Source organism: Georgenia sp. G2120, assembly GCF_055326485.1.
Genome location: NZ_JBUZNL010000004.1, coordinates 94,473 through 117,450 on the forward strand (window position 1 = coordinate 94,473; position 22,978 = coordinate 117,450).

At 72.5% G+C, this 22,978-nt stretch carries 24 protein-coding genes; 17 read left to right on the plus strand and 7 right to left on the minus strand.

Translation table 11 applies throughout. The features are described from left to right. The first annotated feature begins 25 nt into the window (after nt 1-25). The 4 genes from ACZLMO_RS06040 to ACZLMO_RS06055 all read left to right on the plus strand — a co-directional run bounded on the left by ACZLMO_RS06040 (nt 26) and on the right by ACZLMO_RS06055 (nt 6,321). A complete protein-coding gene (locus ACZLMO_RS06040) occupies nt 26-1,549 on the plus strand; it encodes an FAD-linked oxidase C-terminal domain-containing protein (RefSeq protein WP_463653163.1) in 1,524 nt (507 codons plus the stop codon). Beyond that, nucleotides 1,549-2,832: an FAD-binding oxidoreductase gene (locus ACZLMO_RS06045; protein WP_463653164.1), complete on the plus strand. Its 1,284-nt coding sequence runs from the start codon at nt 1,549-1,551 to the stop codon at nt 2,830-2,832. The genes ACZLMO_RS06040 and ACZLMO_RS06045 overlap by 1 nt, the downstream gene beginning before the upstream one ends. 26 nt (nt 2,833-2,858) lie before the next feature. Further along, nucleotides 2,859-4,295, plus strand: coding sequence for a glycolate oxidase subunit GlcF (gene glcF, locus ACZLMO_RS06050; protein WP_463653323.1), 1,437 nt, complete (start codon nt 2,859-2,861; stop codon nt 4,293-4,295). A gap of 208 nt (nt 4,296-4,503) precedes the next feature. Then, on the plus strand, nt 4,504-6,321 hold the full coding sequence (locus ACZLMO_RS06055; protein ID WP_463653165.1) for an L-lactate permease: 1,818 nt from the start codon (nt 4,504-4,506) through the stop codon (nt 6,319-6,321). Nucleotides 6,322-6,357: 36 nt separating this feature from the next. Here the strand turns inward: ACZLMO_RS06055 and ACZLMO_RS06060 are convergent, their stop codons facing one another. Then, nucleotides 6,358-7,050 carry a hypothetical protein gene (locus tag ACZLMO_RS06060; protein ID WP_463653166.1) on the minus strand — a complete coding sequence of 231 codons (693 nt, stop codon included), beginning with the start codon at nt 7,048-7,050 and terminating at the stop codon, nt 6,358-6,360. Between the two features lie 424 nt (nt 7,051-7,474). Between ACZLMO_RS06060 and ACZLMO_RS06065 the strand changes: the two genes are divergently transcribed. The 4 genes from ACZLMO_RS06065 to ACZLMO_RS06080 are packed head-to-tail and all read left to right on the plus strand — an operon-like array spanning nt 7,475 to nt 12,228. Continuing rightward, nucleotides 7,475-9,028 (plus strand): uracil-xanthine permease family protein, encoded by a 1,554-nt coding sequence (locus ACZLMO_RS06065; RefSeq protein ID WP_463653167.1) that lies wholly within the window; start codon nt 7,475-7,477, stop codon nt 9,026-9,028. After that, nucleotides 9,025-10,440, plus strand: coding sequence for an amidohydrolase family protein (locus tag ACZLMO_RS06070; protein WP_463653168.1), 1,416 nt, complete (start codon nt 9,025-9,027; stop codon nt 10,438-10,440). Before ACZLMO_RS06065 ends, ACZLMO_RS06070 begins: the two co-directional genes overlap by 4 nt. Next, the gene (locus ACZLMO_RS06075; RefSeq protein ID WP_463653169.1) at nt 10,437-11,141 is read left to right on the plus strand and encodes a sulfite exporter TauE/SafE family protein; all 705 of its coding nucleotides are present in this window, start codon (nt 10,437-10,439) and stop codon (nt 11,139-11,141) included. Before ACZLMO_RS06070 ends, ACZLMO_RS06075 begins: the two co-directional genes overlap by 4 nt. A gap of 22 nt (nt 11,142-11,163) precedes the next feature. Next, nucleotides 11,164-12,228, plus strand: a complete 1,065-nt coding sequence (locus ACZLMO_RS06080) for a LacI family DNA-binding transcriptional regulator (RefSeq protein WP_463653170.1) — start codon at nt 11,164-11,166, stop codon at nt 12,226-12,228. Nucleotides 12,229-12,292: 64 nt separating this feature from the next. Here the strand turns inward: ACZLMO_RS06080 and ACZLMO_RS06085 are convergent, their stop codons facing one another. Beyond that, complete coding sequence (locus ACZLMO_RS06085) at nt 12,293-12,853, minus strand: DUF421 domain-containing protein (protein WP_463653171.1); 561 nt, start codon at nt 12,851-12,853, stop codon at nt 12,293-12,295. Nucleotides 12,854-13,063: 210 nt separating this feature from the next. Here ACZLMO_RS06085 and ACZLMO_RS06090 point away from each other — a divergent pair, with 210 nt between their 5' ends. Further along, a complete protein-coding gene (locus ACZLMO_RS06090) occupies nt 13,064-13,906 on the plus strand; it encodes a protein phosphatase 2C domain-containing protein (protein ID WP_463653172.1) in 843 nt (280 codons plus the stop codon). Here ACZLMO_RS06090 and ACZLMO_RS06095 read toward each other — a convergent pair. The 3 genes from ACZLMO_RS06095 to ACZLMO_RS06105 form a co-directional block, all read right to left on the minus strand. Further along, nucleotides 13,903-15,483 carry a hypothetical protein gene (locus ACZLMO_RS06095; protein WP_463653173.1) on the minus strand — a complete coding sequence of 527 codons (1,581 nt, stop codon included), beginning with the start codon at nt 15,481-15,483 and terminating at the stop codon, nt 13,903-13,905. The genes ACZLMO_RS06090 and ACZLMO_RS06095 overlap by 4 nt on opposite strands. Before the next feature lie 89 nt (nt 15,484-15,572). Beyond that, a complete protein-coding gene (locus ACZLMO_RS06100; protein WP_463653174.1) occupies nt 15,573-16,376 on the minus strand; it encodes an alpha/beta fold hydrolase in 804 nt (267 codons plus the stop codon). A gap of 150 nt (nt 16,377-16,526) precedes the next feature. Further along, nucleotides 16,527-17,237, minus strand: coding sequence for a DUF899 family protein (locus ACZLMO_RS06105; protein WP_463653175.1), 711 nt, complete (start codon nt 17,235-17,237; stop codon nt 16,527-16,529). Nucleotides 17,238-17,298: 61 nt separating this feature from the next. Here ACZLMO_RS06105 and ACZLMO_RS06110 point away from each other — a divergent pair, with 61 nt between their 5' ends. Together ACZLMO_RS06110 and ACZLMO_RS06115 are read left to right on the plus strand one after the other, a co-directional pair. Then, on the plus strand, nt 17,299-17,952 hold the full coding sequence (locus tag ACZLMO_RS06110; protein ID WP_463653176.1) for a winged helix-turn-helix transcriptional regulator: 654 nt from the start codon (nt 17,299-17,301) through the stop codon (nt 17,950-17,952). 210 nt (nt 17,953-18,162) lie between these two features. Continuing rightward, nucleotides 18,163-19,233, plus strand: coding sequence for a hypothetical protein (locus ACZLMO_RS06115; protein ID WP_463653177.1), 1,071 nt, complete (start codon nt 18,163-18,165; stop codon nt 19,231-19,233). A gap of 43 nt (nt 19,234-19,276) precedes the next feature. Here the strand turns inward: ACZLMO_RS06115 and ACZLMO_RS06120 are convergent, their stop codons facing one another. Continuing rightward, a complete protein-coding gene (locus ACZLMO_RS06120; RefSeq protein ID WP_463653178.1) occupies nt 19,277-19,672 on the minus strand; it encodes a type II toxin-antitoxin system VapC family toxin in 396 nt (131 codons plus the stop codon). Continuing rightward, nucleotides 19,669-19,914, minus strand: coding sequence for a FitA-like ribbon-helix-helix domain-containing protein (locus ACZLMO_RS06125; RefSeq protein ID WP_463653179.1), 246 nt, complete (start codon nt 19,912-19,914; stop codon nt 19,669-19,671). Before ACZLMO_RS06125 ends, ACZLMO_RS06120 begins: the two co-directional genes overlap by 4 nt. 96 nt (nt 19,915-20,010) lie before the next feature. Here ACZLMO_RS06125 and cmtR point away from each other — a divergent pair, with 96 nt between their 5' ends. The 6 genes from cmtR (at nt 20,011) to ACZLMO_RS06155 (ending at nt 22,951) form a co-directional block, all read left to right on the plus strand. Continuing rightward, the gene (gene cmtR / locus ACZLMO_RS06130) at nt 20,011-20,370 is read left to right on the plus strand and encodes a Cd(II)/Pb(II)-sensing metalloregulatory transcriptional regulator CmtR (protein WP_463653180.1); all 360 of its coding nucleotides are present in this window, start codon (nt 20,011-20,013) and stop codon (nt 20,368-20,370) included. After that, nucleotides 20,367-21,047 (plus strand): cation efflux transmembrane domain-containing protein, encoded by a 681-nt coding sequence (locus ACZLMO_RS06135; protein ID WP_463653181.1) that lies wholly within the window; start codon nt 20,367-20,369, stop codon nt 21,045-21,047. Before cmtR ends, ACZLMO_RS06135 begins: the two co-directional genes overlap by 4 nt. 84 nt (nt 21,048-21,131) lie before the next feature. Further along, the gene (locus tag ACZLMO_RS06140) at nt 21,132-21,467 is read left to right on the plus strand and encodes an ArsR/SmtB family transcription factor (RefSeq protein WP_463653182.1); all 336 of its coding nucleotides are present in this window, start codon (nt 21,132-21,134) and stop codon (nt 21,465-21,467) included. Next, complete coding sequence (locus ACZLMO_RS06145) at nt 21,460-21,894, plus strand: SRPBCC family protein (protein WP_463653183.1); 435 nt, start codon at nt 21,460-21,462, stop codon at nt 21,892-21,894. The genes ACZLMO_RS06140 and ACZLMO_RS06145 overlap by 8 nt, the downstream gene beginning before the upstream one ends. Before the next feature lie 44 nt (nt 21,895-21,938). Then, entirely contained in the window at nt 21,939-22,286 is a 348-nt protein-coding gene (locus ACZLMO_RS06150) for a TfoX/Sxy family protein (RefSeq protein ID WP_463653184.1), read from the plus strand. Beyond that, a complete protein-coding gene (locus ACZLMO_RS06155; protein WP_463653185.1) occupies nt 22,283-22,951 on the plus strand; it encodes a DUF2461 domain-containing protein in 669 nt (222 codons plus the stop codon). The genes ACZLMO_RS06150 and ACZLMO_RS06155 overlap by 4 nt, the downstream gene beginning before the upstream one ends. The last annotated feature ends 27 nt before the right edge of the window (nt 22,952-22,978 follow it).

The following is a 22,978-nucleotide window of genomic DNA, read 5'->3' on the forward strand; positions in this document are numbered from 1 at the left end:
CGACGTCACCGAGGAGGCTGCCGCCATGACGTCCACCGACACCGCCGTCGCCCCGGACGGCCCCACCGCGCCCGCCGACCGGAGCTCGACCAGCCCGCTCGGCCGCGTCACGGCCGAGCTCGCCCGCACGTTCGACGCCGATCGGATCATCACCGACCGGCAGCGTCTTCAGACCTACGAGTGCGACGGCCTCGCCCAGTACAAGGCCGTACCCGGTCTCGTCGTGCTCGCACGCGATGCGGACGACGTCGCACGGGCCGTCCGCGTGTGCGCCGCCCACCGGGTCCCGTTCGTCGCACGCGGCTCGGGTACGGGTCTGTCGGGCGGTGCGCTCCCGCACGCGGAGGGCGTCCTCGTCGTCATGTCCCAGATGCGCAGCATCAAGGAGATCGATGCCGCGAACCAGCGCGCGGTGGTCGACCCGGGCGTCATCAACCTCGCCCTGTCCCGCGCCGCGACGCCCGACGGCTACTACTTCGCGCCGGACCCCTCGAGCCAGACGATCTGCTCGATCGGGGGCAACGTCGCCGAGAACTCGGGCGGCGCGCACTGCCTGAAGTACGGCTTCACCGTCAACCACGTCACCGGCGTCGACCTCGTCACCCCGGGCGGTGAGCGGGTCGAGATCGGCGGGAAGGCCCCCGACCCTCCGGGCTACGACCTGCTGGGCGCCCTCGTCGGCTCGGAGGGCACGCTCGGCATCGTCACCGAGGTGACGGTGCGCCTCACCCGGCTGCCGCAGGAGGTCCAGACCGTTCTCGCGGGGTTCCGGTCGGTCGACGACGCGGGGGCCGCGACCTCGGCGATCATCGCTGCCGGCGTGATCCCGGCGGCCATCGAGATGATGGACGCGCTCGCCATCGAGGCGGCGGAGGAGGCGGTCGCCTGCGGCTATCCCGACGGCGCGGGGGCGGTGCTGGTCATCGAGGTCGACGGCTCGTCGGCCGACGTCGCCGGAGAGCTGGCCGAGGTGCTGCACCACTGCGACGCGAACGGGTCGTTCGAGACGCGGCTGGCGGCGGACGACGCCGAGCGCGCCCTCATCTGGAAGGGCCGCAAGTCTGCGTTCGCTGCCGTCGGTCGGATCAGCCCGGACTACATCGTCCAGGACGGCGTCATCCCGAGGACAGCACTGCCCGACGTGCTGCGTCGGATCGCCGATCTGTCCGAGGAGAAGGGCGTGCGGGTGGCCAACGTGTTCCACGCGGGCGACGGCAACCTGCACCCGCTCGTCCTCTTCGACGACGCCGAGGAGGGTGCCGCCGAGCGCGCCGAGGAGGTGGCCGGCGGGATCCTCGACCTGTGCATCGAGGGCGGCGGGTCGATCACCGGCGAGCACGGCGTCGGGTCCGACAAGGCGAAGCACATGCCGCGGATGTTCACCGCCGCCGACCTCGACACGATGCAGGCGGTGCGGTGCGCGTTCGACCCGGAGAACATCTCCAACCCCGGAAAGATCTTCCCGACCCCGCGCCTGTGCGGCGAGCGACCCGGCAGGCACCAGGGGGCGCACCCGCTCCAGGAGGCCGGACTGGCGGAGGTGTTCTGATGTCGTCGACGGGTGCGGACACGCGTGCAGCGGCCGCGCGCCCGCCCGGCCGCCCCGACCTCGCGGCCCTGGCCCGGAGCCTCGGCGGTGAGGGTGAGGTGCGCGAGGCGGACCCGGGGGATGTCGTCGACGGCGTCCCGGCGGTCGTCGTCGCCCGGCCGACGTCGATCGAGGGCGTCTCCCGTGTGGTGCGGGAGGCCAGCGGCCAGGGGCTCGTCACCGTCGTGCGCGGCGGCGCGACCGCGCTCGACCGGGCGGCACCCCCCGAGCGCGTCGACGTCCTCCTCGACACCACCGGGCTGGACCGGCTCGTCGAGCACGGGGCCGGCGACCTCGTCGTCGTCGCCGAGGCCGGACTGCCGCTGCGCGACCTCCACGCGCAGGTGACCCGCGCCGGGCAGGAGCTCGTGTCCGAGGTCGGGCGGGAGCGGTTCGAGAACGGGTCCACGGTCGGCGGCGCTCTCGCGACGGGCGCGTCCGGCCCGCGGCGGGTGCTGCGCCACGCGCTGCGCGACCTCGTGCTCGGCACGACGGTGGTCCTGGCGGACGGGACCGTCGCGTCCTCGGGCGGCAAGGTCGTCAAGAACGTCGCCGGCTACGACCTGGGCAAGCTGATGACGGGCTCCTACGGCACCCTCGGGATCATCGTGCGGGCGGCGTTCCGCCTCCACCCCGTCCCGGACGACCGCGCGTTCGTCGTGCGCAGCGGCGCGCTCGACGAGATCGCCGACCTCGGCCGGGCGGTGCTGGGTTCCCAGGTCGCCCCCGCCGCGGTCGAGATCGACCGCCCGGCCGGCAGCGACGAGGCGACCCTCGCCGTGCTCCTCGAGGGCGGGCCCGCCGGCGTCGCCACGCGCGCCGCCGAGGTCGCCGACCTGGTCGGCGGTCATCTCGCCGACGAACCCGCGTGGTGGGACCGCGCGCCCGACGGCGCGGTGAGCGCGCGGGCCACCGCGACCCTGGTCGGTGTGCGCGAGGTGCTCCTGGCCGCCCGCGCGGCGGAGCAGTCGCACGGGACCGGCGTCGCCGTCCGGGGCTCGGCGGCGGGCGTGCTGGACGTCGGCATCGACGGTGCGGACGTCGCGGGAACCGTCGCCCGGCTGCGTGCCGCGGCTCCCGACCCGGGGGAGGGCACCGTCGTCGTCCTGCGTGCGCCGGCCCCGCTCCGCGAGGGCCTCGACGTGTGGGGACCGGTCGGCGGGATCGAGCTCATGCGCAGCATCAAGGAACGCCTGGACCCGGGCCGGAACCTTGCACCCGGACGCTTCGTGGGAGGGATCTGATGAGCACGGACATGCACCGGCTCGACATGACGGACTCGGCGGCCCGGTCGGGCCACGCGCAGACCGACGTCCTCGGGCTCGCGGCCTTCGACGACCACCACCCGCCCTCGCGCGAGCTCATCGACGACTGCGTGCACTGCGGTTTCTGCCTGCCGGCCTGCCCCACCTACGACCTGTGGGGCGAGGAGATGGACTCCCCGCGCGGCCGCATCTACCTCATGCAGCAGGGCCTCGAGGACCAGCCGATGAGCCCGGCCATGGTGCAGCACATGGATGCCTGCCTCGGGTGCATGGCCTGCGTGACCGCGTGCCCGTCGGGCGTCCAGTACGACAAGCTCATCGAGGCCACGCGCCAGCAGGTCGAGCGGCGCGGCAAGCAGCACCGGACCGTGGCGCAGCGCGCCCTGCGGCAGGGCATCTTCGCGCTGTTCCCGCGACCGGAGCGGCTGCGGTTCGTCCGCGGACCCCTCGCGCTGTACCAGCGGAGCGGGCTGAGCAGGCTCGTGCGCGGCTCGAAGGTCCTGGAGAGGATCTCTCCGACCCTCGCCACGATGGAGGCAGTCGCCCCGCCGATCGGGCGTCGGGTGCGCATCCCCGCCCACATGCCCGCCAAGGGCGAGCACCGGATGACGGTGGGCCTGCTGCTCGGCTGCGTCCAGCGAGAGTTCTATCCCGGCGTCAACGCCGCCACGGTGCGGGTGCTCAACATGGAGGGCTGCGACGTCGTCACGCCGCCCTCCCAGGGCTGCTGCGGTGCCCTGTCCGTGCACGCAGGCCGGGAGGACGAGGGCCTCACCTACGCGCGCAGACTCATCGACACCTTCAGCGAGACCGGTGTCGAGCGGGTCGTCGTCAACTCCGCCGGCTGCGGCTCCACCATGAAGGAGTACGCCCACCTGCTCGCCGACGACCCCGACTACGCCGAGCGCGCCCGGGAGTTCTCGGAGAAGGTCCGGGACATCTCGGAGATCCTCGTCGAGCTCGGCCCCGTCGCGCCGCGGCACCCCCTGCCGGTGACGATCGCCTACCACGACGCGTGCCACCTCTCGCACGCGCAGAAGGTGCGGTCCCAGCCGCGCCGGCTGCTGGGCGACATCCCCGGCGTGACGATCAAGGAGATCGCCGACGGCGACCTGTGCTGCGGCTCCGCGGGGATCTACAACCTCGTCAACCCCGAGCCGGCGCGCGAGCTGGGGGAGAAGAAGGCGTCGAACGTGGCAGCGACGGAGGCCGAGCTGCTCGTGACCTCCAACCCGGGCTGCCTGCTGCAGATCACCGACGCCCTCTCCCGCCAGGGCAAGCACATGTCGACGGCGCACATGATCCTCGTGCTCGACGCCTCCCTGCTCGGCAAGGACGTCAGCACACTCGTCGACGCCACGCCCACGACCCTGCGCACCCCTGCCGCCACCGGACGGGCCGGCGGCTGCGCCTGCGGGAAGCCGGGCGGCTGCGGCGGCTGACGCGAGGTCGCGCACCGATCCGTCACCGCCGGCCGGCCGGCATCGACTCCTTCACCGCCGGCCGGCCGGCATCGACGCGATCTCGTCGGTCGAAATGCTGGCCCGGCGAGGCGCGAGGCGTTAGGTTTCACACCACCGGCAACTGGATACAGAGCTCCACCCCTCGACATCCCACGAATCGGCAACGCCGCCGAGCCCGGAGGTCCAGATGGACAACCTCGTCGTACTCGCCCTGTTCGCCATCCTTCCCATCCTCGTCATCGGTGTTCTGCTCGTCGGCCTGCGATGGCCGGCGAAGTACGCCATGCCGATCGGACTCGCCGTCATCGTCGTCATCGCCGTCGCGGTGTGGGAGATGTCGTGGACCACGATCGGCGCGTCCGTCGTCCAGGGCCTCCTCGTCGCCATCGGCCTGCTGTGGATCGTGTTCGGCGCGCTGCTGCTGCTCGAGACGATCACCAAGAGCGGTGCGCTGCAGTCGATACGCTCGGGCTTCACCACCATCAGCGCCGACCGGCGCGTCCAGGTCGTCATCATCGCCTGGCTGTTCGGGTCCTTCATCGAGGGTGCCGCCGGCTTCGGCACGCCGGCGGCCGTCGTCGCGCCGCTGCTGCTCGCGCTGGGATTCCCCGCGATGGCGGCGGTCATGGCGGGCCTGATCATCCAGTCCACGCCGGTCAGCTTCGGCGCGGTCGGCACCCCGATGCTCGTGGGGGTCGGCAACGGACTGTCGGGCACGGACGGGAGCTTCGTCCCGGCGGTCACGGAGCGCGCGGACGAGCTCGGACTCAGCCGCTCGGAGTTCGTCGCCCACACGGCGACCCAGGTGGCCACGATCCACGCGGTCGTCGGTGTCCTCGTCCCGCTGTTCCTCGTCTGCCTGATGACCGGGTTCTTCGGGGAGAGGCGCAGCTTCCGGGCGGGGCTGGCGGTCGCGCCGTTCGCCCTCTACGCCGCGCTCGCCATGATCCTGCCCTACCTCGCCGTCGCCTACCTGCTGGGCCCCGAGTTCCCGTCCATGATCGGTGGCTTCGTCGGACTCGTCGTCGTGATGTTCACGTCGTCGAAGGGCTTCCTCATGCCCAAGGACACGTGGGACTTCCCGCCCAAGGAGCGGTGGAGCGACCGGTGGGTCGGCACCGTCGACCCGGAGGCCGGCGCCACCGTGCTGAAGACGAAGATGCCGATCGCCATGGCCTGGATGCCGTACGTCATCGTGGCCGCGGTCCTGCTCGTCACCCGCAACGTGCCGGCGATCACCGACTTCCTCACCGGACCGGCCGTCATCCAGGTCAACGACATCTTCGGCACCGGGATCTCCCAGAACATGGACCTGCTGTACTCGCCCGGGGCCGTGTTCCTGCTGGCGGTGCTCATCACCTACGTCCTGCACAGGATGAATGGCAGACAGATCGCGGCCTCGTGGAAGGTCGCGGGCGGGCAGATCGCCGGCGCCGCGGTCGCACTGCTCTGCGCGCTCCCGCTCGTGCGGATCTTCATCAACTCCGGCAGCGAGTTCAACGAGGCGGGGCTGGAGTCCATGCCGATCACGCTGGCCGAGGTCGCGGCCAACGCGACCGGCGAGGGCTGGCCGGTCCTGGCTCCGTTCATCGGCGCTCTCGGTGCCTTCGCCGCCGGCTCGAACACCGTGTCGAACATGATGTTCTCCCTGTTCCAGTTCTCGACGGGCGAGAACATCGGCGCGAGCGGTCCGGAGACGGTCGTCGCCGCCCAGGCCGTGGGCGGGGCCTCGGGCAACATGGTCGCCGTGCACAACGTCGTCGCGGCGGCGGCCACCGTGGGTCTGCTCGGCAGGGAGGGTGACCTGATCCGCAAGACGATCATCCCGATGACCTATTACTGTCTGGCCGCCGGATCGATCGCCTACATGTGGATCTTCGGGGTCGGCCTCAACGTGGGCACGATCGTGTGCGTGCTCGTCGTCGTCGCGCTCGCGATCGGCATCTGGCGGATCTCGACGATGCCCGACGTCCCGAACAAGCAGCTCCTGCCGGCCGGACGGTGACGGCCGCCGCTGCGGGCTCGACCGAGGCGGACCAGGTCAGGGGTTCCCGCCGCGCAGGACGTCGACGTGCACGTGGTCGAGGTGCCGCAGGATCTCGCCGCCCGGCTCGGGCGCGTCGTAGGGCTGCCACCGACCGCTCCGGCTGTGCGCGCTCCAGATCCGGTCGTCGAAGATCACGTACTGGATGTCGAGGGTGTCCTCGTGGGCGACGAGCCAGTGCGCCAGCAGCCAGCCACGACGTCGGTTCTCCTCGGTGACGGGCTGGAAGAAGATGTCGACCGCCCGCCCGTCGTTGTGCGTCGACTCGCCCGCGCGCTGCACGCCGCCGGGTGCGAACCCGCCGAGGACCTGATCGCCGAACACCACCGTCATCTGCTCGAGCACCGCCTGCGCCCGCGGGGTGAGGCCGGAGCCGGTGATCTGCTCCTCAGCCAGGTCGTCCGCGGCGGAACCGCGGCAGGACAGGCTCGGTCCGGCGTCCTCCGGCGGGCCGTCCGCCAGCACGCGCAGCACGGCGTCGTCGACGTCGGAGGTGTCGGGCGCCGTGACCGCCGAGTCGTCCCGGGTGTCGGCGGCGACCGCCGTCGTCGCCCGTCGCGCCTGGTCGCGCGTGAGCCCGACCGGACCGTCCGGGCCGGCCACCTCGCACTCGGGCTCGCTCCCCGGGACGGGCAGCCCCTCCTCGCGCACGAGCTCGACGACCGGAGGCCCGACGACGACGAGAGCCACCGCGAGGAGCACCACCACGGCCCAGGTGGCCCAGCGCCGGCGCCCGATTGCGCCTCGGCCGTTCCGTCGGGTCCGCGCCCCGGAGTGGTGGCGCCGCGCTGCTCGGCCTGACGGCGCATCGGTCACGCCCACGAGTCAAGCACGGGTCGGCAGCCTCGATCGGTGATCGACCACCCCCCAGCGCGTCCCTGCGTGGCGACGACGTGCCGCGCCTGGCGAGGTCGTGCCTCGCACGCACGACCTCGCCAGCCAGGGCACGACCTCGGTGGGTCGGGGCGGCACCCCGTCGGCCGGCCGACACTCGCGACGCCCCCTGCCACCTGGGCTGTTGACGCCGCCGCGGCGAGCCAATACCCTTCCCAAATCGATTCAGGCCCGAATCGATTTGGGAATGTCCATCAGGTCCGGTCCGAAGGAGAACCGCATGACCACATCGACCGACGAACGTCGACCGCACCCCGTCGACGAGATCCCGCCCGTCCGCAGAAACGTCCCGTTCGGCCTGCAGCACGTGCTCGTGATGTCGGCCGCGCCCATCTCGTCCGTCTTCCTCGTGGGAGCGAGTCTCCAGCTCGAGCCGGACCTCATCGTCCAGCTGCTCAGCATCACGTTCGTCTTCTCGGGGATCGGGTCGATCATCCAGTCGATGGGGCGCTGGGGCATCGGCGTGCGGCTGCCGTTCATGATGCTTCCCGGCGGCGCGCCGGTGATCATGTTCATCGCCATCGCCTCCGAGCACGGCCCGGCGACGGCGTCCGGAGCGGTGCTGCTCACCGCGGTCTTCTACTTCATCGTGCTACCGGTGTTCAGCCGCATCATCAAGTTCTTCCCGTCCCTGGTGATCGGCACGATGATCGTCGTCGTCGGCGTCAACCTCATCCGCATCAACGTGCTGCTCATCACGGGCCAGCCCGACTCCGACGCGTTCGGCGACCCCATGGCCATCGGCCTCGGCGTCATGACGATCGTGCTCATCGTCCTGCTCTTCCGGGTGCTGCGCGGCATGGTGCGCCAGCTCGCGGTGATGATCGGCCTGGTCGCGGCGACCGGCATCGCGGCGCTGCTCGGACGGGTGGACGTCCCCGACCTGTCGGGACCGGTCGCCACGGTGCCCGAGCTGTTCCCGTTCGGCACGCCGCAGTTCGACATCCTCGCCTCGATCCCGCTGCTGATCTTCTGCCTCGCCTCGATGGCGGAGGCCACCGGCCAGACCGCGATCAACGCGGAGATCGTGGGCAAGAAGATCGACATCACCAAGGCGGCGCCGCGCACCATCCGCGCCGACGCGCTCGTCTCGCTCTTCGCCGGCATGTTCGGCACCTCGCTCATGGTGACGAGCGGCGAGAACATCGGCATCGTGCGGGTGAGCAACGTCAAGAGCCGCTTCGTCACGGCGGCGGCGGGTGTCATCCTCATCGTCATCGGACTGATCACCCCGGTCGCCCGGATCATCTACGCGATCCCGGCCCCCGTGGTCGGCGGGACCGGCGTCGTCGTGTTCGCGATCCTCACCGTCATCGGCCTGCAGATGCTGGGCCGCTCCGACCTGGGCGACCAGCGGAACATGCTCGTCGTCGCCGCGGGCCTGAGCTTCGGCCTGCTCCCGATCGTGGTGCCCGGCGCCTACGACGGCCTCCAGTCCACCCTCGGGAGCATCCTCTCGAGCGGGGTCGCCATGGGCGCCCTGGTCGCGGTGCTCGTGAACATCCTGTTCAACCACATCGGCCGGTCGCGCTCTGCCGACGCCGACGAACCGGGCACGAGCACCGACGACGCGCCCGACGACGACGCAGCCCGCGGTGGGCAGGCGGACGAGCGTGCCCACGCCGATCTCCCCGACCACGACGAGGCGCCGACGCACGCTGACGCGGAGGCCTCCGACCCCGGGCGGTCGAACCCTCGCACGACCGCCGAGCACGACCCACGTCCGCGCACGACCAGCCGCGCAGACCACGACTCACATGGAGGAACTCCGTGACCGACCGCGTCGACCTCGCCGACCTGCACGAGCGGCCCACCGTTCTGCTCCCGGAGCGCACGCTCCTGCCCGACGGCATCCGCACGGGTCAGGGCGTCCTCGTCGCCGACGGGCGCGTCGCCGAGGTCGGGGAGGCCGATGTGGTCCAGGAGCGCCACCCGGGGGCGGCCGTCGTCCGCCTCCCGCGCCGGCTCCTCATGCCGGGGCTCGTCGACGCCCACCACCACCTCACCCAGTCCTTCGGGAAGTCCCTCGTCTTCGGGGAACCGTCCGAGATCTTCCGCCGGGTCTGGGTGCCGATGGAGGCGCACCTGGACGCGGAGGCCATCGACGTCGCGACCCGGCTGGGGGCGTGGGAGTCGCTCCGGGGCGGCTTCACGACCGTCGCGGACGCGGGGACCAGAGCCACGGTGGACGGCGGTGTCGATCGGCTCGCCGAGGCGGCCGGCGCGGTCGGCGTGCGCCTCGTGCTCGGCACCATCTGCAACGACATCGTGGGCGGCGAGCGGGTCGCGGAGGTCGACGACGTCCTCGCCGCCGCCGGCGAGCACCTCCAGAAGTGGGAGGGGCACGACCTCGTCCAGCCCTCGCTCGCCGTCTCGATCCCCGAGGTGGCCTCCGACGAGATGCTCACCCGTGTCACCGCCCTTGCGCGGGAGGCCGGTGTGACCTTCCAGACGCACCTCAACGAGCACCTCGCCGCCGTCGAGCGGTCCCTGGAAGCCACCGGGATGCGTCCGCTCGAGCGCCTCGCGCACCTCGGTGCGCTCGGTCCGGAGCTGCTCGCCGCGCACACCACGCTGCTGACGCCCCGTGAGATCACCCTCCTGCGCGACTCCGGGGGAGCGATCTCCTACAACCCGGTCGCGAGCGCGTGGAAGGGTAACGCGGTGGCTCCGGCGCTCCTCATGCACGAGCTCGGCGTACGGGTCGGGCTCGGCACCGACGGGACCCGGGGCGACGCGTTCCGGATGCTCGACGCGGCCGAGACCGCGCAGCGACTCGTCCACGGGCTCCCCTCGGGCGACTCGTCCGTGGGCGGCGGTTGGACGTGGCTCGAGCGCGGGCTCACGGGCGGTGCCGACGCCGTGGGGCTGGCCGGCCAGATCGGCGAGATCTCGGCCGGGGCCCACGCCGACCTGCTCGTCCTCACGCTCGACGTCCCCGAGCTCGTCCCGTCGTGGGACCTGCCGTGGGAGCTCGTCCGGCTGGCCGGTCGCGACCAGATCGAGTCCGTCGTCGTCGGGGGCCGTCTCCGGGTCCGTGACGGCCGGCCGCTCGGTGTCGACGGCGACGCGCTGCTCGACCGGGCGCGCGAGATCGCCGAGCGCGCGGTCGAGCGGGCGCCGATCCACAAGATCCACCCGTTCTCCGCGGACCACCGAGCGTCGGGTCAGGTCGCCCACGCATGAGCGAGACCGCGTTCGTCGTGTCCGCGGTCACGATCCTCGTGGCCGCGTTCGTCCAGGGCTCCACGGGGATGGGCTTCGCGCTCGTGGCGGCGCCGGTGATCAGCCTCGTCGAGCCGCGGCTGATCCCGGTGCTGCTGCTCGTGCTGATGATCCCGCTCAACGCCTACGTCGCCTGGCGCGAGCGGGAGCACCTGGACTGGCACGGGGTGCGCTGGATCAGCGCGGGACGGTTCGCGGGGACGTTCGCCGGGCTGTGGATCCTGGTCGTGGTGACCGAGCACCAGCTCATGCTCCTCATCGGCTGGTCGACGATCATCGCCGCCGTCGTCGCACTCCTCGCCCCCGCGTTCGACCCCGATCGGACCGGCCTGGTCGGCGTCGGCCTCATCACCGGCGTCACCGAGACCTCGACCGGCGTCGGCGGACCGCCGTTGGCGCTCGCCTACCAGCACAAGAGCGGACCGACCCTGCGCGCCACGGTCGCCGTGTGCTTCCTCGTGGGAGAGGTGATCTCGCTCGTCGTGCTCGGTATCGGTGGGCAGATCGAGCTCGGCACGCTCGGGATGAGCGCCGCGCTCGTGCCGTTCGTGGGCATCGGGGCGTTCGTCAGTCGCTGGGTGCACCACCGTCTGGACGGCAAGCTGCTGCGGATGATCGTGCTCGTGTTCGCGATCGTCTCCGGGATCGTCGTCCTCCTCTGAGCGGGGGTAGCCTGCGAGCACCGTGACCAGCTCCCCCGCCCAGAAGCGACCGACGATCGCCGACGTCGCTCGCGTCGCCGGGGTCTCGCGGACCACCGTCTCGCACGCGCTCAACGACCGCGGCCAGGTGCACGCCGGCACCCGCGAGCGCGTCAAGGAGGTCGCGGCCTCGCTCGGCTACCGGCCCAGCGTCCGCGCCCAGCGTCTCCGCTCCGGCCGGTCCCGTGCGATCGCGCTGCTGTCCTCGATGCCGACGGCGGTCTCCGCCGGCCCGGCGCGGCTCGGCTTCTTCACCGAGCTGGCCGTCGGCTGCGCCGAGAACGCCCTCCTGAGGGGGTACAGCCTCGTCCTCGTCCCGCCGTCGGAGGACCCCGGCGCGCTCGGCCTCCTCGACATCGACGGCGCGATCCTCCTCGAGCCGCCGGCCGACGACCCGCTCGCGACCGAGCTCGCCCAGCGCGACATCCCCTTCGTCACCATCGGAGAGGACCTGGACGGCGCCGGGTCCGGCCGCTCGGTGGACCTGCGCCACCACGACGTCGCCGACCTGCTGCTCGCGCACCTGACCGAGCGGGGGGCGCGGACGATCGGCCTCCTCGTGGGGTCGAGCGGGCGCCAGTCCCAGGACGTCTTTCGCTCGCTCTACCTCGAGCGTGCCGAGGCGTCGGGTGCTTCGCCCGCGATCGCCGTCGCCGACGAACGGGGCGGCGAGCAGGCCGGCTACGAGGCCGCGCGCTCGCTCCTGCGCGAGCGCCCGGACCTCGACGCGCTGTGCGTGCCGATCGACGCCTTCGCCAGTGGTGCCGTCGCGGCCGCGGGCGAGGCGGGGCGCACGGTGGGGGAGGACCTCCTCGTGGCCACCCGCTACGACGGCATCCGGGCGCGGTCTGCCCGACCGCCGCTCACCGCCGTGGACCTCCACCTCGGTGACGTCTCCCGGGTCGCCGTCGACCTGCTGCTCGCGGAGCTCGACCGCGCGGGCGGCGGCGACGCCGTCGGCGCCGTGAGCGCGCGCGCCATCCCCGCGCCGGTGCTGCTGCCCCGGGCCTCCACGGCGGCCATCTCGTCCAGGCCGTCCCGGACCTGAGCAAGCAGCTCCGGACGCCCGGCGATCTCCAGCGTCTCCTCGATCGATGCGTGATCCACGGCGCTTATGCCTCGGCCTCGTGCTCGGCGAGCAGCTCGGCCGGCACCAGCGATGCGCCGACCACCCCGCTGAGCAGCAGCGGGTCCACGGGCTCGCCGCGGCGGAGCACGCTGATGGTCCCGGTCGGCTCGAACGTCACCGCCGCCACCTGCCCGTAGTGGCTGATCCCGGCGAGCCGGAGCCGCGACTGCAGCTCCCCGGGCAGCACGTGGCACTTCCGCATGTGCTCGTCGATCACCTGCGAGCCGGCCATGAGCAGCACGGGCCGCGCCACGAGCGCCCGGTTCCCGCCGCGCAGGTGGCGCACGAGGCCGACGAGCGCCTGCATCGAGATGAGCGTGAGCAGCGCGACGATCCCCCCGGCCAGCACGGGTGCCTCGCCCAGTGCGGCGCGCCCGATGACCGACCCGAACGCGATGACGGCCACGAGGTCGAAGCTCGACATGCTCGACAGCACCCGCTGCCCGAGGACCCGCACGAGCAGAACCATCGCGAGGTACATCCCCGCGGTGGCCACCGCCACCGCGAGCGCCTCGGTCGTGGTGATGAACAACAGGTCGCGCACAGGTCCTCCGTCGACTCGCCCGGGGCTCGGACTCTCGCTCCCGTCGCCCGCGACGCGGCGTCCCGGCCCCCTTCCTGACCGACATCATGCCTCCGGTCCGCGCCCGGGGACCGCCGCCGGAGGACACCACGCCCGACGACGACGAACGACCCGCCCCGAACCACCGTCGTCGCACGGCGTGCGCCCCGCCGTCCGTGCCACGCTGGCGCGATGGGTGCGACCGCCTCGACCGTCCGTGCGCTGTCCGTCCCCGGCTCCCCCGACCGCGAGAACGAGGACGCGTCCTGGGTGGGCGAGCGCGTCGTCGTCGTGGCCGACGGGGCGGGACTCCCGAAGGAGTTCCGCGCCGGCTGCGCGCACACCGTCGCCTGGTTCTCCCACGCGCTCGCAGAGGCGTTCGGCCCGATCCTCGAGCGCGGGGACTCCTCGATGACCGACTCCCTCGAGGCGGCGCTCGCCGACGTCCGCGACCGGCATGCGACGACGTGCGACCTCGCGTCCGGGTCACCCAGCGCGACCGTGGTCGCGTGGCGCATCGGGGACGACGATGTCGAGTGCCTCGTCCTGTGCGACTCGTCGATCGTCGTCGTGCGTGAGGAGGGCCCGCTCCACCTCACCGACGACCGGCTCGACCAGCTCGTGCACCGCCTCGCCGCCGTCCGCGAGGAGGCAGCGAGGGTCGCCGCCGCGGGCGGAACGCCGGCCCCCGTGCCCCGCGCCGCCGATCTGCTCAACACGCCCGGCGGCTACTGGGTGGCGAGCCACGACCCGGACGTCGCGCACCGCGCGCTCGTCACCACCGTGCCCCGCGCGGAGGTCCGCCACCTCGTCGCGGCCTCGGACGGCGCGACCCGGTCCTTCCTCGAGGTCGGCACGCACACCCTCGAGGAGTTCGCCAGCGAGTGCGCGGCCGGACGCCTGACCGGGCTCCGCGACGCCGTCCGGGCCGCCGAGACCGCCCGCACCGACGTCGCGCCGGGGGAGAAGCGCCACGACGACCTGACCGTCGTGGCCGTCGCCGTCGCTCCGGGGGCGACGACGCTCCCGGCCTAGCCGAACAGGTCGTCCCGCACGCCGAGCAGCATCGTGTCCCCGGGCTGCGTCTCGCGCAGGTAGCGCGAGACGAGGTGCTCGGGGATCGCGATGCACCCGGCCGTGGCCACCGGGTTGGCGTGGAGGAAGATCGCGTACCCCATGCCCTCCCGGATCCGGCTGTCCGGCGGACGGTTGTAGTTGATGACCGCGCCCTGGCGGTAGTCGCCGCCGCGGGTGTGGGCGAGGCGCCACATGTTCTCGTCGGGCATCGTGTTGGCCATGCTCGGCGAGGACGCGTCGTAGTACTGGTTGTAGTTCCGCCCGGGCGTCCCGCCCCAGCGCGAGTACGGCGTGAGGATCCGGTGGTCGAGTGCCGTCCCCGGGTCGTAGAGGCCGAAGGACTCGGTCACGGAGTACGCGCCGGTCGGCGTGCGGTAGGTGTGCCAGGCGGCCGGCTGCCCGGGCCGCGCGGTGCCGTTGGCGCCGATCCGGGCGGAGGTCGACCACCGCTCCCGGTAGGCCTCGGACCCGGGGACCCGCTCGCACACGGTGAACGTGGCCCACGAGGTCGACCAGTTCTCCGCGACTGCCATCGACACGCGATCGGTGAGCCCGGTGTCGTACCGGGACTGCCCGAGCGAGAGCGGGGCGCAGCGGCCCCAGCTCGAACGGTCGGCGGCGCGCGCCCCGATGGTATCGGTGCCGTTCCCGTCCCAGTCACCGAGGATCGCCACGTCGTAGGCGGCGGCGAAGGTGAACGTCCGGTCGGCGGCGGTCTCGCCGTGGGAGTCGCTCACGTAGACCGTGCTGCCCCGCCGCACGTGGAAGGTGTCGGTGCCGTCGCCGTCCGTGTCGCCCACGAGGACGCTGTCGGTCGCCCGCCCGTAGGGCCACTGGACGCTCGCGGGCCCGCTGGTCAGGGTGTTGCGGACGTGGATCTGGATGCCGCGGCGGATGGCGATCGTGTCGAGCCCGTCGGCGTCGTAGTCGCCCACGTGCACCTCGTCGCCCACCCGGCCGTAGTCGAACGACGACGTGGCGAACCCCGCCGAGTTCTCGTTGCGCACGAGGAACGTGTTGCCGCGCCGCACCGCCGGGGTGTCGACCCCGTCGCCGTCCCAGTCGCCGAAGAAGACCTCGTCCCCGGCCCGCCCGTAGACGAACCGGTGGGTGGTGACGGCGGACCCGCCGGAGCCCGACACGTGGAACTCGGCCCCTCGGCGGACGATCATCTCGTCCGTCCCGTTGCCGTCCGTGTCGGCGATGAACACCTCGTCCCCGGTCCGCCCGAAGATCACCTGCCGCGGCGAGGCCCCGGTGGGGGAGTTCGAGAGGTGGAACGTCGGCGAGCTGCCGACCGACCCGATCGTGCCGCCCTGGTCCGGTGCGGCGCCGGTGTCGGTCGCGGCGGACCCGGGCACGACGACGGGGGGCGCGTCGTCGTCGGCCTCCTCCCCGTCCGGCACCGGCGCGGCGCCCGCGGGCAGGCCGAGCGCGGTGACGCCGAGGAGGGCGGAGCCGAGGACGGCGATCAGTCGGTGCGCGAGCGGGCGCCGCGATCGGGTGGGCGTGGACGGGTGGGCGTGGTGGCGCACGGGGTGCTCCGATCGGGCCGGGGGAGACGACGTCGACGTGGTTCCGCCGTCAATCTAGCCGTGTCCCGCCGCCCCCGGCCCCGCCGCGCTCAGGCGCCAGAGACGAACCCGTGGATCGCGTCCGTGAGGGTCGCGTCGTCGACCCCGTGCCACTCGCCGGGCAGGACCGCGGCGGTCGCGGACGGGACGGCGTCGGCCAGCTCGCGCACACCCTCGAGCATGCCCGGGTCCGTCGCCTCCGAGGCGATGACGAGCGTGGGCGTGGTGATCGAGGCGAACCGCGCCGCGGATGTGCCGGGGAGGAAGGTGAGCTCGTGGACGATCGTGCGGGTGTTCTCGAGGTCCTGCTTGCTCAGGGGCGGCAGCTCGGCGAGGACCTCCGCGGGCACCCCGACCACCTCGACGTTGAACCACCGGTGCGCCGCCTCGAGGTCCTCGTCGATGAGGCGCTGAGCCTCGGCCCGCGCCGCGTGCTCGGGGTCGGCGGGCATGAGCGGCGGCTCGAGCAGGGCGAGGCGGGCCACGGGAGCCCCGGCCTCGGCGGCCAGGAGCAGGAGGGTGGCGCCCGAGGAGAAGCCGTAGGCGGTGACGGGCCGACCCTCGGCCAGCGCGACGATCGCCGCGAGGTCCTCGAACTCGCGCTCGACGGCGTAGGGCGCGGTGGTGCCGCTCTCGCCCGTGCCGCGGCGGTCGTACGTCCATACGGTGAAGTGTGCGGCGAGGGCGCCGGGCAGGTCGGGCTGCGGCGTGGCGGTGCGGGAGGTGGCCACGCAGTGGACCATGACGAGGTCCGGGCCGGATCCGGTGCGGCTCCAGGCGAGCGTCGTCCCGTCGGCCGAGGTGACGGTTCCGTGGGTGGTGGTCGCGGACGTGGTGGTGCTCGAGGTGGTCACGATGGCTCCTTCGTCGTCGGTGTGTCCCGTGCGGTCGTCGGTCGTGCAGCTGGTGTTCGTGCGGGTCGTACCGGTCGATCGGTCCCTCGCGGTCGTGCGGTCGGGTCCCGGTGGGTGGTCCGGTCTCGGTCGGTGGTCGTTCGTGCTGGGTCAGTGGCAGGCGGCCGCGTGCTCGACGGGCTCGTCGGTGCGCAGCCACTGGGCCACGGGGCGGCCGTCGCGGCGCCACCACCCGCCGGCCGGTGTCTGCGGCCAACCGGCGGGGGAGTCCTCCCACTCCTCCTGCCGCCCGAGGAGTGTCCGGTCGAGGAGCAGGTTCGCCATGTCGAACGGCTCCGTCCCGCGCGCGACGGTCTCGAACGCGAGGTAGACGTCCTCGCCGTCGCGGACGAAGGAGCGCAGCTGCCCGCCGCCGGCCACGGCGGGCTCGTCCGGTGCGTGCTCGACCGAGTACCAGGGCATCGTCCAGCCCATGAAGTCGCGGTAGGCGGCCAGCTCGGCCCACGTCCCCTCGCTGAGGACCGCGAACGCCACGTCGCGCTCGGCGAGGTAGGCCCGGGTGGCCTCGGAGACCTGGCTCATCGAGAACGTGCAGCCCTCGCACTGCCCGTGGTGCGGCCGGCCGTGGTGCCACATGAACGAGTAGGTGACGAGCTGGCGGCGTCCCTCGAACAGGTCGACGAGCGGGACGTCGCCGGTGGCGCCGACGAGCCGGACCGGCCCGACCAGGGTGACCGGCAACCGGCGGCGCGCGGCGGCCAGCGCGTCCCCGGCCCGGCTGTGCGCCTTCTCGGCGGTGAGGTGCTCGGCCTGCGCGGTCTCCCACGCGGTGCGGTCGACTGCCCTGTCGGCGATGTCCATGGAGATATGTTTAACAGAGCGATCACTACCGTGTCCATATCGAATGTGGAATGATGAGGTCATGCCGATCAAGCGCAGCTATGCCGAGCTCGGGGACGCGTGCGCCACCGCGCACGCGGTCGAGCTCATCGGCGACCGCTGGACCTACCCGATCCTGCGCGAGCTCATGCTCGGGCCCAAGAGGTTCGTCGAGCTCGCCGAGGGCCTGATCGGCGTCACGCCCGCCGTGCTGACGGCTCGGCTTCGGGCGCTCCAGGACGCCGGCCTCGTCGAGCGCGTCGACCTCCCCGCACCCACCCGCGCCACCGGGTACCGCGTGACGCCGTGGGGACAGGAGCTCCGCCCGCTCCTCAACGCGCTCGGCCGGTGGGCGATGGACTCGCCCACCCGGGACGACGACGGCGGACTCACCCCCGACGGGACCGTGCAGTCGATGCTCACCATGGCGCCGTCGACCCCACCGACCGCCCCGGTCGAGGTCGGGCTGCTCCTCCACGACGCACGGATCGAGGCCCCCCGGCCGTACGAGTTCCGCCTGACGTGGGACGACGAGCTCGCGATCGTCCGGGAGCCGGCGACCGACGCGCCCGCGCGGGTGACCGGCGACTCGACCACGTGGGCGGGCGTCCTCTACGACGGCGTCCCGCTCGACGAGGTGGAGATCGACGGCGACGTCGACGAGGTCCGCCGCCTGGTCGCCGCCTTCGCCGCCTGACCGGTGACCGGCACCTGCTGACCGGTCTCGACGACCACTCCCGGCAACCGGCTCGTGCCGTCGGCGCCGTCTCACCGGTCCCGGTGGGCGAGACCGTCGGGCGGGACCGCGCGTGGTTCGTCGTCGGGCCGTTAGCGTCCGTCCCCGTACCGGGGTGCCGACGCGCGCCCCGACCACGACCGACGAGGCGCGACGACAGGAGAAGGCCGGATGGCACAGAACGTGATGTTCTCGGGCGGGATCCCCGCCGACGGTGCGGAGGGCGTCTTCACCCTCATCGCCGACACCGTGGGGGACCGCGCGCTGAGCTGGCCCGACGGCGAGACCACCCCCGAGCGGCGCGGCTGGATCGGCGCGGTCAACAACGAGGTGCTCGCGAAGGCCCCGTGCTTCGAGGAGGTCGACGCCGATCTCGGCCAGTCCGAGGACCACGCGTACACGGTGTTCAGGACCCTGCGCATCCGGCCCGGCCAGGCCGTCGACCTGCGTGGTCGCCTGCCCTACGCGAAGGATGCCATCGACTCCTACCGCACGTTCACGCGGCTGCGCGAGGAGGGACGCATCCCCGAGGGCGTCCGCTTCCAGGTCTCGGTCCCCGGCGCGCACGACGTCGTCTCGATCACCTTCCCCGAGGTCGAGGAGTGGCCGGTCGTCGTCGAGGCGTGGCAGCAGGCCCTCCAGGAGGAGTACCGCCGCATCCTCGAGGTGGTCCCGGCCGACGAGCTGTGCGTCCAGGTCGACTACTGCACCGAGCTCATCCACATCGGCGGCGAGTGGTCGAAGCTGTTCTCCTGGGTGCCCGACCTGCCCGCCGATGAGCTGTTCGCGCAGTACACGTCCGAGGAGTACATCCGGGGCCACCTCGCCGGTCTGCCCGAGGAGGTCCGGATCGGCATCCACGTCTGTTGCGGCACCTCGCCGAGCTTCCCCGTGCAGCCGCTGGACGACATCGCGCTCCCGGTCCGCCTCTCGAACGCCGTCCAGCGCGCGTCCGGCGGCGTCGTCGACTTCTTCCACCTGCCGGCGATGTCCGACTCCGACGAGGCCTACTTCGCCCCGCTCGCGGACCTCGAGACCGGCGACGCGACGATCTACCTCGGCCTCGAGTGCAACGACGGCATCGAGGCGATGGACCGCCGCATGGCCGCGGCGCGCAAGGCCCTGCCGGACTTCGGGGTGGCGCACTACTGCGGCTACTTCTGGAACCAGGCGGTCATGCCCGAGCTGCTGGCCACGCTGGCCGCGGGGGCCGACCGGCAGGAGGCCGCGGTGAACGCCTAGCGGGCGCCGGCGGAGCGGGGCATGCAGCGGCCCTCGCAGTCGCTCACTCCTCCGGCTCGGCGATGTCGATGATTCCCGCTGCACCTCGACGGAGGCGGCCGTCGGTGGTGACCAGGGTGGCGTCGAGGGTGCGGGCCAGCGCCACGTAGAGCGCGTCGCGGACGGCGATGCGGTCCGTCAGCGCCCACGCGGCGGGCAGGAGGGGCTGGAGCGGCCAACGCCGCGCGCCGAAGGAGCCGAGCGCCGCCACGCGCTCGGCCTCGTGGGTGAGCCGCCCGGTGCGCTTGAGCCGCCCCAGTGCGGAGAGCACCTCCGCGTCCAGGTGGGCGGGTGCGGCGACGACATCGGCCTCGACGAGGTGACGCCGGAAGGCATCGGCCGCCGGCAGGCCGCAGATGAGGTCGACGACGGTCGCGGCGTCGACGACGACGACGGTCACCGGCCGGCCAGGTCGTCGTCCTCGGCGCGCCCGGCGGTGACCAGATCCGCTCCGGACGGGCCGCCCACGTGGTTCGGCCCGAGCTCGCGGACGCTCTCGAGCCAGCGGTCCATGGAGGGCGTGGCGACGTGCTGGGTGAGGACGTCGCGCAGGTAGGCGCGCAGGCTCTTGTCCTCGGCGGCGGCCCGGCGGGTCAGCTCGGCGTGGACCTCGACCGGCAGGTCCCTGATGAGAACGTCCATGACGAGACGATATCAATCTGATAGTTGCACGCACCAGGTGCCGGCGGGGTGTTCCGAGTGCGGTCGACCGTTCAGCGACTGCTGTATGGTCAGTACATGCTGACCATTGCCTCTCGTGTCGACGTCATGAACCGGCTCGGCCGAGCGATGGCCGACCCGACCCGTTCACGGATCCTGCTCGCCCTCCTCGAGGGGCCCGGCTATCCGGCGGTGCTCGCCCGCGAGCTCGACCTGACGCGCACGAACGTGTCGAACCACCTGGCCTGCCTGCGGGGCTGCGGAATCGTCGTCGCCGAGCCGGAGGGGCGGCGGACCCGGTACGAGATCGCCGATCCTCACATCGGCGCGGCGCTCACGGCGCTGGTGGACGTGACGCTGGCGGTCGACGAGAGCGTGCCGTGCATGGACGCCGAGTGCTCGGTGCCCGGCTGCTGCGACCCGGAGGGGGTGCGATGACCGCGACGACGCTCGCCACCGATCGCACAGCGGTGCTGCGGCGACGCATCAGGATCGTCGTCGCCGTCACCATCAGCTGGAACGTCGTCGAGGCGGTCGTCGCGCTGATCGCCGGCAGCGTCGCCTCGTCCGCCGCGCTCATCGGGTTCGGCCTCGACTCGATCGTCGAGGTGCTCTCGGCGGCGGCGGTCGCCTGGCAGTTCGCCGCGCCCGATCCGGACCGGCGGGAGAGGGTCGCGCTGCGCGTGATCTCCGTGTCCTTCTTCGCCCTGGCTGCCTACGTGACGGTGGACGCGCTGCTGTCGTTGTCCGGCTGGCGCGAGCCGGAGCACTCGCCGATCGGAATCGGCATCGCCGTGCTCAGCCTGCTCGTCATGCCGTTCCTCAGCTGGTTCGAGCGACGCGCGGGCCGCGAGCTCGGTTCGGCCTCCGCCGTGGCGGACTCCAAGCAGACCCTCATCTGCACCTACCTCTCGGCAGCGCTGCTCGCGGGGCTGCTGCTCAACAGCATGCTCGGCTGGGCGTGGGCGGACTCGGTCGCGGCCCTGGTCATCGCCGTCGTCGCCGTCCGTGAGGGGATCGAGGCATGGCGGGGCGATGCGTGCTGCGCCATGCCTGTCGCCGTGCTCACGGGGGAGCGCGAGGGCGACTCGTGCGGCGACGCCTGCTGCAGCTGAGACCGGCCGGCGCTTCAACTGATCGACATAAGTACAAATGCTCACTTGTGGTACGTTGTCGTTCGTCGATCAGGGAGGCGAGCGATGGGCGCAGCGACGGCGGACAGCCTGGACCTGGCGCTGCGCGCGCTCGCCGACGGGAACCGGCGGGAGATCCTGCGGGCGATCCGGAGCGAGCCGCGGCCGGTCGGAGCGATCGCCGAGGAGGTCGGCCTCTCGCAGCAGACGACCTCGCACCACCTCGGTGTGCTCCGCAAGGCGGGCCTCGCCGTCGGCGCTCGCGAGGGAACCCGTCACCTGTTCGCGATCGACACCGACGGGCTCGCTGCCGTGCGCTCCTACCTCGACGACTTCTGGCCGAGCCGGCTGGCCGACCTCAAGGCCGTCATCGAGTCGAACGAGGGGACGGTTCATGGCTGAGTTCCGGGACTCCATCGACATCGCCGCCGCACCGGAGACGGTGTTCGAGTACCTGACCACCAACGACGGCCTCACCGCCTGGATGGGCCGGCACGCCGACCTGGACCCGACGCGCGGCGGGCGGTTCGCCGTCGACATCGCCGGCCACCCCGTGCGGGGCGACTTCCTGCACGTCGAGCGCCCGAACCGGGTGGTGGTGTCGTGGGGATTCGTCGGCAGCGACGACCTGCCCGCGGGAGCCTCGCCCGTCGAGTTCCGTCTCGCCCGGACCGATGCCGGAACCCGTGTGGATCTGTGCCACTCCGACCTGCCGGACACCGAGGTGCGCGGCCACGCCGACGGATGGGCGAACTTCCTCCCCCGACTCGCCACGGTCGGGGCCGGTGGGGACGCCGGACCCGATCACTGGCAGCCACTCCCGACCTGACCCTCTCCACCGCCGCCCCGACGGCACGAGAACAGGAGCACGCCATGACTCCCGAGCAGACCGTCCTCGTCGAGCGCCTCCGCGCACGTCTGACCGACGAGCCCGCGGTGCGCGAGGTGTCGATGTTCGGCGGCAGGTCCGTGATGGTCAACGAGAAGATGATCGTCAGCGCACTCAAGGACGGCGGCCTCCTCGTCCGGGTCGACAAGGACCGGCACGACGAGCTGCTCGACAGGCCGGGAGCGGCCCAGGCGGAGATGGGGCCGGGCCGCGACATGGGTCCGGGGTGGATCGAGGTCTCCTCCGACGTCGTCGCCGTCGACGACGCGCTCGACACCTGGGTCGAGATCGCCCTGGACCACAACCGCCGGGTCACGGGTGGCGGAGGATGAGCGAGTTCCACGGTCTTCCGCCGGGCCTGTTCCAGTTCTTCGAGGACCTGGCGGCCGACAACACGAAGACGTTCTGGCAGGCGCACAAGCGGCGGTGGGAGCAGGACGTCCGCGCGCCGGTGCAGGCGCTGCTCGCCGAGCTGTCGGACGAGTTCGGGACGCTGCGCATGTTCCGACCGAACCGCGACCTGAGATTCTCCGTCGACAGGTCGCCCTACAAGCTGTGGACGGGAGCGACCAGCGAGTCCCGCGCGGCCGGCGGCATCGGTTACTACCTCGAGGCCTCCGCCACGGGCATCGTCACCGGGTACGGGGCCATGCTCATGTCCCCCGCACAGCTGCGCCGATACCGCGCCGCGATCGACGACGACGCGAGCGGCAGCGACTTCGAGCAGCTGACCCGCACCCTCGAGGCACGGTCGCACCCCGTCTCGCACGGCGCCGAGGAACCGTTGACGACAGCGCCGAAGGGCTACAGCGCAGATCACCCCCGCATCCAGCGCCTGAGATGGAAGGGTGCCGCTGTCGTCCAGGAATGGGCGACGGACGACTGGATGCACACGCCCGAGTCGCTCGACGCGATCCGCAACGTCTGGCGAGGCGCAGCACCGTTGAGGAGCTGGCTCGAGACGCACGTCAGCGATCCGGTGGAGGGCCGGAGCTGATCGGCCGGTCGCCACCGGAGCTGCGCT

Excerpts from the sequence above, each read along its gene's own strand:
- ACZLMO_RS06040 (WP_463653163.1), top strand. The coding sequence starts at position 26 with ATGACGTCCACCGACACCGCCGTCGCCCCGGACGGCCCCACCGCGCCC.
- ACZLMO_RS06045 (WP_463653164.1), top strand. The coding sequence starts at position 1,549 with ATGTCGTCGACGGGTGCGGACACGCGTGCAGCGGCCGCGCGCCCGCCC.
- glcF (WP_463653323.1), top strand. The coding sequence starts at position 2,859 with ATGACGGACTCGGCGGCCCGGTCGGGCCACGCGCAGACCGACGTCCTC.
- ACZLMO_RS06055 (WP_463653165.1), top strand. The coding sequence starts at position 4,504 with ATGGACAACCTCGTCGTACTCGCCCTGTTCGCCATCCTTCCCATCCTC.
- ACZLMO_RS06065 (WP_463653167.1), top strand. The coding sequence starts at position 7,475 with ATGACCACATCGACCGACGAACGTCGACCGCACCCCGTCGACGAGATC.
- ACZLMO_RS06075 (WP_463653169.1), top strand. The coding sequence starts at position 10,437 with ATGAGCGAGACCGCGTTCGTCGTGTCCGCGGTCACGATCCTCGTGGCC.
- ACZLMO_RS06090 (WP_463653172.1), top strand. The coding sequence starts at position 13,064 with ATGGGTGCGACCGCCTCGACCGTCCGTGCGCTGTCCGTCCCCGGCTCC.
- ACZLMO_RS06105 (WP_463653175.1), bottom strand. The coding sequence starts at position 17,237 with ATGGACATCGCCGACAGGGCAGTCGACCGCACCGCGTGGGAGACCGCG.
- ACZLMO_RS06110 (WP_463653176.1), top strand. The coding sequence starts at position 17,299 with ATGCCGATCAAGCGCAGCTATGCCGAGCTCGGGGACGCGTGCGCCACC.
- ACZLMO_RS06115 (WP_463653177.1), top strand. The coding sequence starts at position 18,163 with ATGGCACAGAACGTGATGTTCTCGGGCGGGATCCCCGCCGACGGTGCG.
- ACZLMO_RS06125 (WP_463653179.1), bottom strand. The coding sequence starts at position 19,914 with ATGGACGTTCTCATCAGGGACCTGCCGGTCGAGGTCCACGCCGAGCTG.
- cmtR (WP_463653180.1), top strand. The coding sequence starts at position 20,011 with ATGCTGACCATTGCCTCTCGTGTCGACGTCATGAACCGGCTCGGCCGA.
- ACZLMO_RS06135 (WP_463653181.1), top strand. The coding sequence starts at position 20,367 with ATGACCGCGACGACGCTCGCCACCGATCGCACAGCGGTGCTGCGGCGA.
- ACZLMO_RS06140 (WP_463653182.1), top strand. The coding sequence starts at position 21,132 with ATGGGCGCAGCGACGGCGGACAGCCTGGACCTGGCGCTGCGCGCGCTC.
- ACZLMO_RS06145 (WP_463653183.1), top strand. The coding sequence starts at position 21,460 with ATGGCTGAGTTCCGGGACTCCATCGACATCGCCGCCGCACCGGAGACG.
- ACZLMO_RS06150 (WP_463653184.1), top strand. The coding sequence starts at position 21,939 with ATGACTCCCGAGCAGACCGTCCTCGTCGAGCGCCTCCGCGCACGTCTG.
- ACZLMO_RS06155 (WP_463653185.1), top strand. The coding sequence starts at position 22,283 with ATGAGCGAGTTCCACGGTCTTCCGCCGGGCCTGTTCCAGTTCTTCGAG.